Below are 14,970 nucleotides of genomic sequence, written 5' to 3' on the forward strand. Positions count from 1 at the left end.
ATTCGGAAGCTGTAGAAGGCCGTGATAAAGACGCCAGCCGTAACGGCGAAGTAAGCGAAATCCGCAGCAGGCAGGTTACTAAAATGCACCGCCTCGATGATGCTGTCTTTAGAGTAGAAGCCAGAGAAGAACGGCGTACCAATCAAAGCCAAAGAACCCAAAAGCGACGTAATCCAGGTGATGGGCATGTACTTCCACAATCCACCCATGTGGCGGATGTCTTGGTCGTGGTGCATGCCAATGATCACCGAACCTGCACCCAGGAACAACAGTGCTTTGAAAAACGCGTGGGTCATGAGGTGGAAAATGGCCACAGGGTAGGCCGACACGCCCAAAGCAACGGTCATGTAACCCAACTGCGACAGGGTGGAATACGCCACCACGCGCTTGATGTCGTTTTGAATGATGCCCAAAAAGCCCATGAAGAGCGCCGTAATGGAACCAATCACCAACACGAAGTTCAGCGCGATGTCACTGAGTTCAAACAGCGGCGACATGCGGCTCACCATAAAAATACCGGCGGTTACCATGGTCGCAGCGTGGATCAGCGCAGAAATGGGCGTTGGGCCTTCCATGGAATCTGGTAGCCAAACGTGCAAGGGGAACTGCGCCGACTTGCCCATGGCACCGATAAACAAACAAATACAAGCCACCGCCAACAATGGCCAGTCGGTGCCCGGCATGGTCTGCGCAGCCAGGCTGTCTGCCTGGGCAAACACTTCGGTGTAATTCATCGAGCCCGCATAGGCCATCAACAAGCCAATGCCCAAAATAAACCCGAAGTCTCCAACACGGTTAACCAGGAAGGCCTTCAAGTTGGCGTAAATAGCGGTCGGTTTGGTGTACCAAAAACCAATCAGCAAATAAGACACCAGGCCCACAGCTTCCCAGCCAAAGAACAACTGCAGGAAGTTGTTGCTCATCACAAGCATCAACATCGAGAAGGTGAAGAGCGAAATATACGAAAAGAACCGCTGGTAACCCTCGTCTTCTTCCATGTAGCCGATGGTGTAAATGTGCACCATCAGAGAGACGCTGGTGACCACCAGCATCATCGTTGCCGTGAGGGTGTCAATCAGAAAACCCACTTCAAACACCAGGGTACCGACCACTGCCCACTGGTACAGGGTGCCATTGAAGGTGTTGCCCTCCATCACATCCATAAACACCAGAATGGAGGCGACCAATGAAATGGCCACGCCGGCGATGGTGACGGTGTGGGCACCGGTGCGGCCAATCTGCTTGCCAAAAAAACCGGCCAGAATAGAGCCAACCAAAGGCGCAAAGGGAACGATCAGATACAAAGGATTCATTGGCGCTTACCCCTTGAGCTGGTCGAGGTCTTCGACGTTGATTGAGTTCATGTTTCGGAAGAGCACCACCATAATCGCCAAACCGATGGCAGATTCAGCAGCAGCCACTGTGAGAATGAAGAAAACGAACAACTGCCCGGACAGGTCGCCCAAGTAGTGAGAGAAAGCCACAAAATTCATGTTCACCGACAGCAGCATCAACTCGATGGCCATCAGGATCACGATGAGGTTTTTGCGATTCAAAAAAATGCCTATCACGCTGATCGAAAACAGGATCGCGCCCAGCACCAGAAAATGAGCAAGTGAAATCATTGTAATTAGGTCCTCGATTGGCTCAATTAGCGCTGCTGTTGACCATCTTTGGTCTGTTTACGGTCAATATCGGCCGGCATGCTCACCAGGGTTACGCGGTCAGCCGCCTTCACACGAACCTGCTCGGAAGGCACCTGCCCCTTGGTGTCTTTGCGCTTGCGCAAGGTCAGCGCAATGGCGGCCACCATGGCAACCAGCAAAATTAGGGCAGCCACTTCAAAGGGGTACAAATACTCGGTGTACAACAGTTTGCCCAGCGCCTGGGTGTTGTTGGCCGCCTGCTCGGGAGTTTCCATGTTGGGGTCCCAGAAACCACGCAACAGCACCACCGACATTTGGAAAGCAATGAGAGAGCCCACAATCGCTGCAATGGGCAGGTTTTTCCAAAACCCCGCGCGCACCTTATCCATGTTGATGTCGACCATCATGACCACAAACAGGAACAGCACCATCACTGCCCCCACGTACACCAACACCAGGGAGATGGCCAAAAACTCTGCTTCAAGCAGCATCCAGATGGCCGCCGCCGAAAAAAATGAAAGCACCAGATAAAGCGCCGCGTGCACTGGGTTGCGTGCGGTGATCACGCGCAGTGCCGCAAACACCAAAATGGCGGCGAACACATAAAAGAAACCGGTTATTGCATCCATGACTTGGGGTCTTCTTAGTTTTGTATCGGTTTAACGGTAAGCCGCATCGGCTTCACGGTTGGCTGCGATCTCGGCCTCGTAACGGTCGCCCACGGCCAAGAGCATTTCCTTGGTGAAATACAGGTCACCGCGTTTTTCGCCGTGATACTCGTGAATGTGTGTTTCTACAATCGAATCCACAGGACAAGACTCTTCACAAAATCCGCAAAAAATGCATTTGGTGAGGTCGATGTCGTAACGGCTTGTTCGACGGGTGCCATCTTCTCGCTGCTCAGACTCAATGGTGATGGCCATGGCAGGGCAAACAGCCTCGCACAATTTGCAGGCAATGCAACGCTCTTCCCCGTTGGGGTAGCGTCGCAGGGCATGCAAGCCCCTGAAACGCGGGGACATGGGCGTCTTTTCCATCGGGTACAAAATGGTGATGGGCGACTTGAACATATAGCTCATGGTCAGGGCCATGCCCTTGAGCATCTCCCGCAGAAGCAGGCTGCCGAAAAAATCTTTAATGACTTGAACCATGTTGACTCTCGATTAATTCCAGATATTCCAGGGTGTCTGCATCCATGCGGCCACAACGACCAGCCACACCAGCGTGAGCGGAATGAACACTTTCCAACCCAGGCGCATGATTTGGTCGTAGCGATAGCGTGGAAACGATGCACGGAACCAAATAAACATAGACACCAGCAGGAAGGTTTTCAGCCCGAGCCAGATCCAGCCAGGAATGAAGCTCAAGAAGGCCACTGGAGCATCCCAACCTCCGAAGAACATGATGGCCGCCAAGCAGGACAGCAGGATCATGTTGGCGTACTCAGCCAGGAAGAAAATCGCAAACGTCATGCCCGAATACTCAACCATGTGACCGGCCACAATTTCGGATTCACCTTCGACCACGTCAAACGGGTGGCGGTTGGTCTCGGCCACAGCAGAGATCATGTAGATCACCATCAGCGGCAACAGGGGCAACCAGTTCCATGACAGGAAGTTCAGCCCCATGTCCGCGAATTGACCGGTGGTTTGAGTCATGACGATGTCGGTCATGTTCAGGCTGCCGGCCACCAACAGCACGGTAACCAACACAAAGCCGATCGCCAATTCGTATGACACCATTTGAGCAGACGCCCGCATGGCTGCCAAAAAGGCGTACTTGGAATTGGATGCCCAGCCCGCGATGATCACGCCGTACACTTCCAGGGACGTGATGGCCATGAGATAAAGCAAGCCTGCGTTCACATTGGCCAATACGGTTTCAGGACCAAAGGGAATAACCGCCCAAGCCGCCAAGGCGGGCATGATGGTCATGATGGGAGCAATGATGAACAGCCCCTTGTTGGCATTGATGGGTACGATGATTTCTTTGAACATCATCTTGACCGCATCGGCAATGGGCTGCAGCAAACCCATGGGACCCACGTGGCTTGGCCCCATGCGAATGTGCATGCGGCCAATCATTTTGCGTTCCCAGTAGGTGAGGTAAGCCACACAACCCAACAAAGGCAAAGTGATTGTGAGGATCTTGATGAGGGTCCACACAGGCAGCCAAGCGGGTCCAAGCAGATCAGACCCAAAGGTGGTGATCATGTCCAGAGGAGAGCTCATGCCTGCACCTCACCAGCCACCAAGGCCTCTGCATCGACTCCGCCAAAGCTCACACGCAGGCTCTGAGTCTCTGCACGTGACACTGGCACCAATATCACCTTGTCAGCAATGTGTTTGTTCACGAATACTGCGGCCTGCAAAATGCCGCCCTCCGAATCTTTCAATTTGACTTGGTCGCCCGATTGAACGCCAATGGCTTGAGCAGTGGCCGCGTTCACTTGAATCAGAGCAGGCTTTGCGGACTTGGTCTTGCGAAGCGATGAGGCCCTGCGCACCAGGGCGTCGGTGTCGTAAATGGGAACGTAAGTGGCCAACTCAAAGGCACCACCAAGCGCAACACCCGCCACAGCCTGCTCACCCAGCGTGTTGTTGAGCGCGAGATCTGCGGGCAAGGTGGCCTTCAACACTTCCTCAGAACTGTTGAACTCGAATCCTTCAAGACCCAGCAAGTTGCCCATCACGCGCAACACCTTCCAGCCGGGGCGCGTTTCGCCAGCGGGACGAACAGTCGCTTTGAAGGTTTGAACCTGCCCAGCGATGTTAATGAAGGTGCCCGAAGTTTCGGTGCTCGGCGCAATCGGCAGCAGCACATCCGCATACTGCTTGGCGTTGCCCACAAATGCCCCGGCATACACCACAAACTCTGAATCAATCAGACCGCGCACCAAAGATTGGCCTAAACCAGTGTCAAGATCGGCTTCAGCACCAAACACAATGGCCGCCTTGGCTTTGCCAGCCACGGCCTGCGCGAAGGATTTACCGCCATGCGAAGCGGCCTGCACGCCAGCCACAAATGCACCCACCCAGTTTGCGCCATCCCCAAGGAAGCCCAGTTTGGCCCCTGTAGATTGAGCGAGGGCCTGCGCTTTGGCCAACACCTGGCTGGCAAACGGGCTCATCAGTACCTGTTGACCAAGCAGCACAAACTTGTTGCCCTCAATGGCCAAGGCTTCTTTGACCGTCGAGGAATCCAGGCTGGTCGCCCATGTGCTGGGAGCGGCCTTTAGCCAAGCGGCTTTGGGCATCAGGGGATCCAGACCACCAGCGTTTACGATGGCGACCTTTGCACCGGCCTTCGCTGCCTGGCGAATTCGCTGTGTCAATAAGGGTTGATCATTGCGCAAATCGGCACCAACCACCACCAGGGCGTCGGCATCACCGACTTCCTGAATACTCGCGCCCAGCCAGGGTGTGACACCCTGCAAATTCAGATTGGCGTGATGACGCACACCCGCGTCAATGCTGGTGGAGCCGATGCCTTGCATCAATGCTTTGGCCAAAGCCATTTCTTCGTAAGTGCTGTTGGGCGACACCAACATCGCAATGTTGTTCAAGTCGGTCGATTCGCGGCGGGCCTTTTTCAGACCCTCGGCAACCATGTTCAGGGCGGTCTGCCAATCCGCGCTCACCCACTGACCATTCTTCTTGATCATGGGCTCGGTGAGGCGATCTTCGGCCTGCAAACCTTCATAGCTGAAGCGGTCGCGATCAGAGATCCAACACTCGTTGATGGCCTCGTTCTCTTGAGGCACGACACGCATCACTTTGTCGCCCTTGACCTGCACCACCACGTTTGAGCCCAGGCTGTCGTGGGGGGCGACCGACTTGCGTCGCGCCATTTCCCAGGTGCGGGCGTTGTAGCGGAAAGGCTTGGAAGTGAGCGCACCCACTGGGCACAGGTCGATCATGTTGCCAGACAGTTCGGAATCCACCGAATTGCCCACAAAACTCAGAATTTCAGAATGCTCACCCCGGTTGGCCATGCCCAGTTCCATCACGCCGGCAATTTCTTGACCGAAGCGAACACAACGCGTGCAGTGAATGCAACGGCTCATTTCTTGGGCTGACACCAACGGGCCGATGTCTTTGTGGAACACCACACGCTTTTCCTCCTGATAACGGGAGGAAACGCCGCCGTAGCCCACTGCGATGTCTTGCAACTGGCACTCACCGCCCTGATCGCAAATGGGGCAATCCAGAGGGTGGTTGATCAGCAAAAACTCCATCACGCTCTTTTGTGCGTTCACAGCCTTCTCGGACTGGGTACGAACAATCATGCCGGGGGCCACTGGTGTGGCGCAGGCTGGCAAAGGCTTGGGCGCCTTTTCTACATCTACCAGGCACATGCGACAGTTGGCCGCGATGGACAATTTTTTGTGATAGCAGAAGTGAGGCACATACTTGCCGGCTTTCACAGCCGCATCCATCAGCATGCTGCCCTCGGCCACTTCGACCTTGATGCCATCAATCTCTAGTTCAACCATGTGTATCTACCCGCTGGGATTCAAACGTAAGCCGGCACAATGCACGACTTGTGCGTGATGTGATGCTCAAACTCTTCGTGGAAATGCTTCAAGAAAGCGCGCACCGGCATGGCCGCCGCATCGCCCAAGGCGCAAATGGTGCGCCCCTGAATGTTGTCTGCAATCGAATTGAGCATGTCGAGGTCTTCAGGGCGACCCTGGCCATGTTCAATGCGGTTGACTATGCGATACAACCAGCCCGTGCCCTCGCGGCATGGCGTGCACTGGCCGCAGCTTTCTTCGTAGTAGAAGTACGAGAGGCGCAACAGGCTTTTGACCATGCAACGGGTTTCATCCATCACGATGACTGCGCCAGACCCCAACATGGAACCCGCTTTGGCAATAGAATCGTAGTCCATGTCGGTGGCCATCATCACATCGCCTGGCAATACAGGCATGGACGAACCGCCGGGAATAACGGCTTTGATCTTGCGGCCGCCCTTCATTCCACCAGCCAGTTCAAGCAATTTGGCGAACGGTGTGCCCAGTGGAATTTCGTAGTTTCCAGGCTTTTCGACGTCACCCGAGATCGAGAAAATTTTGGTGCCACCGTTGTTGGGCTTGCCCAATTCCAGAAACCAATCACCGCCGTTCTGCAAAATAAAGGGCACCGCTGCAAATGTTTCGGTGTTGTTGATGGTCGTCGGCTTGCCGTAAATGCCATACGACGCTGGGAAAGGCGGCTTAAAGCGCGGCTGACCCTTCTTGCCTTCGATGGACTCGATCAACGCTGTTTCTTCGCCGCAAATGTATGCGCCGTACCCTTGGTGGGCGTGCACCTGGAAACTGAAATTCGACCCCATGATGTTGTCGCCCAGGTAGCCCGCCGCACGAGCCTGCTCAAGCGCCTCTTCGAATCGCTCGTAGGTTTCCCAAATTTCGCCGTGGATGTAGTTGTAACCCACAGAAATACCCATCGCGTAGGCTGCAATGGCCATGCCTTCGATCACGGAGTGGGGGTTGTAACGTAAGATGTCGCGGTCTTTGAATGTGCCGGGCTCGCCCTCATCCGAGTTGCAAGCCAGGTACTTCTGACCTGGAAATTGGCGAGGCATGAAACTCCACTTCAGACCCGTGGGGAAACCTGCACCGCCACGGCCGCGAAGCGCCGACTTTTTGACTTCGGCAATCACGTCTTCCTGAGAAATGCCTTCGGTCAGGATTTTGCGCAGGGCCTTGTAGCCACCGCGGGCCTCGTAACCTTTCAGGTCCCAGTTTTGACCATCCAGACCGGCCAAAATCACTGGGTTAATGTGTCGTCCGTGCAAACAAGTCATGACTTCAACTCCTCTACCAGCGCATCGATCTTCTCGTTGCTCATGAAACTGCACATGCGGTGGTTGTTCACCAGCATCACTGGGGAATCACCGCAGGCACCCATGCACTCCCCTTCTTTCAAGGTGAACAAGCCGTCTTTGGTGGTTTCGTTGTAATCGATGCCCAGCTTTTTCTTCAGGTACTCGGCAGCATCGGTGCCACCAGACAAAGCGCATGGCAAATTGGTACAGACCACCAACTTGAATTTGCCCACCTTTTTGGTGTCATACATGTTGTAAAAGGTGGCCACTTCGTACGCCGCAATCGGCGGAATTTCAAGGTATTCCGCCACGGCTTCAATGGCCTCGGCAGGCAACCAACCCAACTCAACCTGCGCAATCCGCAAGCCAGCCATCACGGCTGAGATCTTTTGGTCGGCCGGGTACTTCGTCAGTTCTTTGTCTATCAGGCGATAGGCGTTTTCGCTCAACTTCATGATTGCGTTTGTTCCTTAGCGGTCAATTTCACCGAACACAATGTCTTGGGTACCAATGATGGTCACCACATCGGCCAGCATGTGGCCACGCGACATCTCATCCAGACCTTGCAAATGGGCAAACCCCGGAGCACGGATCTTCAAGCGATACGGCTTGTTTGCGCCATCAGCCATCAGGTAGATGCCAAATTCACCCTTGGGGTGCTCAACGGCGGAATACGCCTCCCCTTCTGGCACGTGCATGCCTTCGGTGAACAGCTTGAAGTGGTGAATCAGCTCTTCCATGTTGGACTTCATGTCCACACGCTTAGGCGGTGCCACCTTGTGGTTGTCGCTCATCACGGGGCCCGGGTTGGCACGCAACCAGTCCACACACTGCTTGATGATTTTGTTGGACTGGCGCATTTCTTCTACCCGAACCAGATAGCGGTCGTAGCAGTCGCCGTTTTTGCCCACGGGAATATCAAAACTCAAACGGTCGTAAACTTCATAGGGCTGCTTTTTGCGCAAATCCCAAGCAATGCCAGAGCCACGCAACATGGGGCCAGTGAAACCCATCGACAGTGCACGCTCGGGGCTAACCACGCCCACGCCCACCAAACGCTGCTTCCAGATGCGATTGTCGGTGAGCAACGTTTCGTATTCGTCTACGTACTTGGGGAAGCGCTGCGTGAAATCATCAATGAAATCGAGCAGCGAGCCTTGCCTGTTGCGGTTGAGTTCATCGACCTTTTTGGCAGACCGCACCTTGGAGGGTTTGTACTGTGGCATGCGGTCAGGCAGGTCACGGTACACTCCGCCGGGACGGTAGTAAGCCGCATGCAGGCGAGCACCCGAGACCGCCTCGTAACAGTCCATCAGGTCTTCACGCTCGCGGAAGGCGTACAAAAACACGGCCATGGCGCCAACGTCCAAACCGTGAGCGCCAATCCAGAGCAGGTGATTCAAAATGCGGGTGATCTCATCGAACATCACACGGATGTACTGCGCGCGTTCGGGCACTTCAATGCCCAGCAGCTTTTCGATTGCCATGCAGTATGCGTGCTCGTTGGCCATCATGGACACGTAGTCCAGGCGATCCATGTACGGCAGGCTTTGAATGAACGTTTTGTGCTCGGCCAGCTTCTCAGTGCCACGGTGCAGCAGTCCAATGTGAGGGTCAGCGCGCTGAACCACCTCGCCATCGAGTTCAAGCACCAAGCGCAACACACCGTGAGCGGCTGGGTGCTGAGGGCCAAAGTTCAGGGTGTAATTCTTGATTTCTGCCATGATTATTTCGCTCCACCGTACTGAGGCTCGCGCACGATGCGAGGGGTGATTTCGCGGGGTTCAATGGTGACGGGCTGATACACCACACGCCCCAACTCGGGGTCATAGCGCATTTCGACGTGACCCGACAAGGGGAAATCTTTGCGGAAGGGGTGCCCAACAAAACCGTAGTCGGTCAAAATTCGGCGTAAATCGGGGTGACCTTCAAACACGATGCCAAACAGATCGAAGGCTTCGCGCTCGTACCAGTTGGCTGACGACCAAACGTCGATCACGGAGGGCACGGTTGGCAGATCATCGTCAGCGCAACACACCTTGAGGCGCACACGCTGGTTATTGGCCACCGACAGCAATTGTAAAACCACCCAAAAACGTCCAGATTCGTGAATCTCGTTTTTGTACTCGCTCATGTCCAGACCGCACAAATCGACCAATTGGTCGAATCGCAAATCGGAGTGATCGCGCAAGAGTGTGCACGCTTCAAGGTAATGCGACGCTTTCACGGTGAGGTTCAGCTCACCCAGCGCGGCCTGCAGGCTCACAACACGATCACCCAGCACCTGGCTGAGGGACTCTTGCAAACGTTCAAGATTATTAGCCATGCCTGAATGCCTCAACGTGCAATGGTGGAAGTGTTTTTGATTTTGTTTTGCAGCTGCAAAAGACCATACATGAGGGCCTCGGCAGTGGGCGGGCAACCCGGCACATACACATCCACTGGAACGATGCGATCGCAGCCACGCACCACCGAGTACGAATAATGGTAATAACCGCCCCCATTGGCGCAAGACCCCATGGACAACACCCAGCGGGGTTCAGCCATTTGGTCGTACACCTTGCGCAAGGCTGGCGCCATTTTGTTGCAAAGTGTACCCGCCACGATCATCAGATCGGATTGGCGCGGGCTAGGGCGGAAAATGATGCCAAAACGGTCCAGGTCATAACGGCTGGCGCCTGCATGCATCATTTCGACTGCACAACAGGCCAAGCCGAAGGTCATGGGCCACAAAGAACCCGTGCGACCCCAGTTGATCAATTTATCAGCCGTGGTGGTGATAAAACCTTCGTTCAAAACGCCTTCAATTGCCATGATTCTTCAAACCTTCCACTGGTGGAATTTTTAACTGCCTGCCCCTGCCCTAACCATGCCCAGCTGGTGCCTTACGCCGCTTACTCCCAATCAAGCGCGCCGCGGGTCCACTCGTATATGAAACCAACAACCAGCACACCGAGGAAAATCATCATTGCCCAAAACCCAACCGGGCCGATTTCCCGGTAGGCCAAGGCCCAAGGGAAAAGAAATGCAATTTCGAGATCGAACAAGATGAAGAGAATGGCCACAAGGTAGTAGCGGACGTCGAACTGCATGCGAGCGTCTTCAAATGCCTCGAAGCCACATTCGTACGGGGAGAGTTTTTGACCATCGGGATTGTTGGGGGCCAGAACACGGCCCACAAGCATGGCGCCACCACCAACACCAATGCCCACGAGAATAAATAACAGCACCGGAAAATAAGATTCAAGATTCACGTTGACTCCCGTGTTAACCCTAATAGCCCTTTGAGTGGCCAAAAAAAAGCCGGTCATCCATCAAAAGACCGGCTTTGATTGATCTGGTGCCGACGGCGAGACTCGAACTCGCACAGCCTGTGGCCACTACCCCCTCAAGATAGCGTGTCTACCAATTCCACCACGTCGGCGAAGTTAATTACTTCGGAATTTCTTGCACCGGCGTACTGGGTTGAGCCGGCTTGCCCTCTGCAGGGGTTGCCGCGCCCTCTGCAGGAACTGCCTCAATGGCCTCCATCACACCACCGGATTGGGGAGCCACATCGGCCCTTGCGTAGAACGCCAAACCCAGTGTGCAAAGCAGGAAGATTGTAGCACAGAAAGCTGTTGCACGGCTTAGAAAATTAGCTGATCCGCTGGCACCGAATAGGCTGCCAGACGAGCCGCTGCCGAAGGCTGCGCCCATGTCTGCGCCTTTGCCGTGCTGCAGCAAAACCAGAACGATCACCGCGATGGCAGACAAAACCTGCATCACAGTAAGGAATGTGTGGAAGATGCTCATAAATTTAATTTAACCTCTCGCGGCGCGTATTATTCCAGAGAAATCATCGGATGACAAAGCCGCACCTCCAATTAAGCCACCATCGATGTCAACTTTTGCAAATATTTCTGCAGCGTTGCCTGGTTTTACGCTGCCACCGTACAAAATTCGAGTGCTTTGGGCCAATGCTTCACCCAACATGGCCTGCAAGCGCTGGCGAATCATGGCGTGAACCTCTTGGGCCTGTTCTGGCGAGGCTGTAACCCCGGTGCCAATGGCCCAGACAGGCTCGTAGGCGATCACAAGATTCCACACCCCGTCGCTGACAAACTTTGAACATTCGGCAATCACTGGGTCTAGCTGCGAGGCAATCACCGACTCCACTTGACCTGCCTCACGTTGCCCAAGCGTCTCGCCCAGGCACACAATCGGAGTGACCCCGTTTTGAATGGCTAGGCTGGCTTTTTTGGCCACGATATCGCTGCTTTCTGCATGGTAGGTACGGCGCTCGGAATGCCCCACAATCACTTGGCTCACCCCAAATTCTTTGAGCATGGCCACAGACACCTCGCCCGTATATGCGCCGCTTAGATGCGCAGACATGTCTTGTGCACCAAACTGCACGCCAGCGCCTTTGAGCAGGCGCTGAAGCTGGCCCAGGTATGGAAATGGGCAAAAAACTGAAACATCCACGGCACCATCCGCTTCGGGCAAAATCCCCAAAACCAAGGCTTCATTCGCATCCAGGCTGCCGTTCATTTTCCAGTTGCCAGCCACCAGTTTTTTGCGGTTTGTCATTCGCTTTCACCTATTTTTAGAACAATTTTTCCAAAGGACTCACCCGACTCCATGCGGGTGTGGGCCCGGGCCACTTGTTGCAAGGGATAAACCGCTTCCACCAAAGGCTTGTAATGCCCGCTTGCAAAGCCCGCAGCGAGGTCTTGTTCAACCTCTGCACACAAACGGGCTTTGAATTGCGCGCTTCTGGGGCGCAGGGTATTGCCCGTCAACTCGGCCCGCTTGGCCATTAAACGCGCCCCGTCGATTTTCGCAAAACGACCACCCAACAGGGCGATTACGATGATTTTCCCTTGATCGGCCACGCATTTGAGGTCGCGGTCCAGGTAATCACCTGCCACCATGTCCAACACGAGATCAACACCCACCCCCTCGGTATCGGCAAGAATTCGATCTTCCCAAACTTCAGTTTTGTAGTGGTATGTTTTTGCACCCAAGGCCTCACAATAGCTTGCCTTGGCGGGGCCGCCGACGGTGACAAACACCTCGGCACCGAAACGCTTGCACAACTGAATGGCAGCAGTTCCTATGCCACTGCTGCCCCCGTGCACCAAGACCTTGGCGCCAGCTTTAAGCCCTCCGGTCCAGACCAGGTTTTGCCACACAGTGAGGTACACCTCGGGCAGGCTGGCTGCCTGAACCATGGTTAACCCCGGGGGCACTGACATGCATTGCGCAGCGGGCACAACAACATATTCGGAATAACCGCCGCCGTTGCACAGGGCCATTACCGCGTTGCCCAAGCGCTCTTGGCCAACACCCTCACCCACAGCGACAATGTCTCCGGCGACTTCAAGACCCAAGCGTGGATTGGCATCTGGCGGCGGGGGATACAAACCCAAGCGCTGCAACACGTCGGGCCGGTTCACACCGGCCGCGTGCACGCGTATCAACACTTCCCCACGCCCCGGGGGGGGCGTGGGCAAATCAACAAGCTTTAACTGCTCTACTCCACCGGGTTCCAAAACCACCACGCCTTGCATGGTGGCTGGGACAGCGTGATTTAGATCAGTCAAGCTCATCAGGCTTCGGAAGAGCCTTCGGCCGCACCCTCAACAGGTGCTTCAGGAATCAACAAGGCCTTCATGGACAGACGCAGGCGACCTTTTTCATCGGCTTCCAACACCTTCACACGAACCTGCTGCCCTTCTTTCAGGTAATCGCCGACCGTATTTACGCGCTCGTTGGCGATCTGGGAAATGTGCAACAGACCATCTTTGCCTGGCAGCACGCTCACGATGGCGCCAAAATCGAGCAGCTTCAGAACGGTGCCGTCATAGATGGCACCCACTTCCACTTCAGCGGTGATTTCCTCGATTTTCTTCTTGGCACGCTCGCCAGCGTCGCCATCCACAGACGCGATGGTGATGGAACCATCGTCTTTGATGTCGATGCTTGCACCGGTTTCTTCGGTGATGGCGCGGATGGTTGCACCACCCTTACCAATGACATCGCGAATCTTCTCGGGGTTGATCTTCATGGAGATCATGCGGGGTGCGTAAGCAGAAAGCTCACCTACACCGGTGGAGGCTTGCTTCATGATACCCAGAATGTGCATGCGGCCTTCGCGCGCTTGGGCCAGGGCAACCTGCATGATTTCTTTGGTGATGCCTTGGATTTTGATGTCCATTTGCAGCGCAGTCACACCATTTTCAGTACCAGCCACTTTGAAGTCCATGTCGCCCAGGTGATCTTCATCGCCCAAAATGTCGGTGAGCACGGCGAACTTGTTGTCCTCCTTGATCAGACCCATGGCGATACCCGCCACCAATTGCTTCATGGGCACACCAGCGTCCATGAGGGAAAGGCAGCCACCGCATACTGAGGCCATGGAGCTTGAACCGTTGGACTCGGTGATCTCGGACACCACACGCATGGTGTACTGGAACTCTTCAGGCTTGGGCAGCAGGTTTTCCAAGGCGCGGCGAGCAAGACGGCCGTGACCGATTTCGCGACGCTTTGGAGCACCCATGCGGCCACATTCGCCTGTGGCGTAAGGGGGCATGTTGTAGTGCATCATGAAGCGATCGCGGTATTCACCAGCGATGGCATCGATGATTTGCTCGTCACGGCCTGTGCCCAGGGTGGTGACCACCAACGCTTGCGTTTCGCCGCGTGTAAACAGGGCGGAGCCATGGGCACGAGGCAATACGCCGGTGCGAATGGTGATGGGGCGCACAGTGCGGGTGTCGCGACCGTCGATCCGTGGTTCACCGTTCAGAATTTGACCACGCACGATTTTGGCTTCGAGGTTAAACAACACATCGCCCACGTCGGCCGATGTAATGCCCGCCATGCCCTCTTCGCCCAGTTTGCCGGGCAGCTCGGCATTGACCTCGGCAGAAATTTCTTTCAAACGTTGGCTACGGGCCTGTTTTTGAGTGATCTTGTAGGCAGCAGCCAGCTTTTCGCCAGCCAGTTCGGTGATGGCAGCAATCAGAGGCTCATTTTTAGGCGCAGGCTGCCAATCCCATTCGGGTTTGCCAGCTTTGGCGACCAAGGCGTGGATCGCGTTGATCACGGACTGCATTTGTTCGTGGCCATACACCACAGCGCCCAACATGACGTCTTCGGGCAATTCGTGCGCGTCGGACTCGACCATCAACACAGCAGCTTCAGTGCCAGCAACAACCAAGTCGAGCTTGCTGTCTTTGAGCTGGCTGGTGGTTGGGTTGAGCACGTATTCGTTGTTGATATAACCCACGCGCGCGGCGCCAATTGGGCCGTTGAATGGAATGCCAGCGATGGCCAGGGCGGCAGACGCGCCAATCATGGCGGGAATGTCGGCATCCACTTCGGGATTGGATGACAGCACGGTCAAGGCGACCGGCACTTCGGTGTAAAAACCTTCAGGGACCAAGGGGCGCAGGGGGGGCTCGATCAAGCGAGCGGTCAGCGATTCTTGGTCGGTGGCTGTGCC

Annotated in this window: 16 protein-coding genes and 1 tRNA gene; all 17 read right to left on the minus strand. The window is 55.1% G+C overall.

Translation table 11 applies throughout. The features are described 5' to 3' along the window. Positions 1 to 1,313 (minus strand): NADH-quinone oxidoreductase subunit L (gene nuoL / locus ACEQU8_RS14000; RefSeq protein ID WP_370264421.1); only part of this gene is annotated, 1,313 nt, incomplete at its 3' end. Between the two features lie 6 nt (positions 1,314 to 1,319). Beyond that, positions 1,320 to 1,625 (minus strand): NADH-quinone oxidoreductase subunit NuoK, encoded by a 306-nt coding sequence (nuoK, locus tag ACEQU8_RS14005; RefSeq protein ID WP_370264423.1) that lies wholly within the window; start codon positions 1,623 to 1,625, stop codon positions 1,320 to 1,322. Positions 1,626 to 1,651: 26 nt separating this feature from the next. Beyond that, positions 1,652 to 2,275, minus strand: coding sequence for an NADH-quinone oxidoreductase subunit J (locus ACEQU8_RS14010; RefSeq protein WP_370264424.1), 624 nt, complete (start codon positions 2,273 to 2,275; stop codon positions 1,652 to 1,654). 30 nt (positions 2,276 to 2,305) lie between these two features. Next, positions 2,306 to 2,797 (minus strand): NADH-quinone oxidoreductase subunit NuoI, encoded by a 492-nt coding sequence (gene nuoI, locus ACEQU8_RS14015; RefSeq protein ID WP_370264425.1) that lies wholly within the window; start codon positions 2,795 to 2,797, stop codon positions 2,306 to 2,308. A 12-nt stretch (positions 2,798 to 2,809) separates the two neighbouring features. Further along, the gene (gene nuoH / locus ACEQU8_RS14020) at positions 2,810 to 3,859 is read right to left on the minus strand and encodes an NADH-quinone oxidoreductase subunit NuoH (RefSeq protein WP_370264441.1); all 1,050 of its coding nucleotides are present in this window, start codon (positions 3,857 to 3,859) and stop codon (positions 2,810 to 2,812) included. A 14-nt stretch (positions 3,860 to 3,873) separates the two neighbouring features. After that, positions 3,874 to 6,141, minus strand: a complete 2,268-nt coding sequence (gene nuoG, locus ACEQU8_RS14025) for an NADH-quinone oxidoreductase subunit NuoG (protein WP_370264427.1) — start codon at positions 6,139 to 6,141, stop codon at positions 3,874 to 3,876. Positions 6,142 to 6,161: 20 nt separating this feature from the next. Beyond that, on the minus strand, positions 6,162 to 7,457 hold the full coding sequence (nuoF, locus tag ACEQU8_RS14030) for an NADH-quinone oxidoreductase subunit NuoF (protein WP_370264428.1): 1,296 nt from the start codon (positions 7,455 to 7,457) through the stop codon (positions 6,162 to 6,164). Then, complete coding sequence (gene nuoE / locus ACEQU8_RS14035) at positions 7,454 to 7,933, minus strand: NADH-quinone oxidoreductase subunit NuoE (protein ID WP_370264429.1); 480 nt, start codon at positions 7,931 to 7,933, stop codon at positions 7,454 to 7,456. Before nuoE ends, nuoF begins: the two co-directional genes overlap by 4 nt. A 15-nt stretch (positions 7,934 to 7,948) precedes the next feature. Next, positions 7,949 to 9,202 (minus strand): NADH-quinone oxidoreductase subunit D, encoded by a 1,254-nt coding sequence (locus tag ACEQU8_RS14040; protein WP_370264431.1) that lies wholly within the window; start codon positions 9,200 to 9,202, stop codon positions 7,949 to 7,951. A 2-nt stretch (positions 9,203 to 9,204) separates the two neighbouring features. Then, positions 9,205 to 9,804, minus strand: a complete 600-nt coding sequence (locus ACEQU8_RS14045) for an NADH-quinone oxidoreductase subunit C (protein ID WP_370264432.1) — start codon at positions 9,802 to 9,804, stop codon at positions 9,205 to 9,207. A gap of 11 nt (positions 9,805 to 9,815) precedes the next feature. Beyond that, on the minus strand, positions 9,816 to 10,292 hold the full coding sequence (locus tag ACEQU8_RS14050) for an NADH-quinone oxidoreductase subunit B family protein (RefSeq protein WP_370264434.1): 477 nt from the start codon (positions 10,290 to 10,292) through the stop codon (positions 9,816 to 9,818). A gap of 80 nt (positions 10,293 to 10,372) precedes the next feature. Next, positions 10,373 to 10,732 carry an NADH-quinone oxidoreductase subunit A gene (locus ACEQU8_RS14055; protein ID WP_370264435.1) on the minus strand — a complete coding sequence of 120 codons (360 nt, stop codon included), beginning with the start codon at positions 10,730 to 10,732 and terminating at the stop codon, positions 10,373 to 10,375. Positions 10,733 to 10,816: 84 nt separating this feature from the next. Further along, a tRNA-Leu gene (locus ACEQU8_RS14060) sits at positions 10,817 to 10,902 on the minus strand. A gap of 8 nt (positions 10,903 to 10,910) precedes the next feature. Beyond that, positions 10,911 to 11,273, minus strand: coding sequence for a preprotein translocase subunit SecG (gene secG, locus ACEQU8_RS14065; protein ID WP_370264436.1), 363 nt, complete (start codon positions 11,271 to 11,273; stop codon positions 10,911 to 10,913). 9 nt (positions 11,274 to 11,282) lie between these two features. Beyond that, complete coding sequence (tpiA, locus tag ACEQU8_RS14070; RefSeq protein ID WP_370264438.1) at positions 11,283 to 12,050, minus strand: triose-phosphate isomerase; 768 nt, start codon at positions 12,048 to 12,050, stop codon at positions 11,283 to 11,285. Next, positions 12,047 to 13,066: an NAD(P)H-quinone oxidoreductase gene (locus ACEQU8_RS14075; RefSeq protein ID WP_370264439.1), complete on the minus strand. Its 1,020-nt coding sequence runs from the start codon at positions 13,064 to 13,066 to the stop codon at positions 12,047 to 12,049. Before ACEQU8_RS14075 ends, tpiA begins: the two co-directional genes overlap by 4 nt. Positions 13,067 to 13,071: 5 nt before the next feature. Beyond that, positions 13,072 to 14,970, minus strand: a 1,899-nt coding sequence (pnp, locus tag ACEQU8_RS14080; RefSeq protein ID WP_370264440.1) for a polyribonucleotide nucleotidyltransferase, incomplete at its 5' end; no start/stop codon positions are given.

It is taken from the genome of Limnobacter sp., assembly GCF_964228395.1.
In the GTDB taxonomy this organism is placed as follows: Bacteria; Pseudomonadota; Gammaproteobacteria; order Burkholderiales; family Burkholderiaceae_B; genus Limnobacter.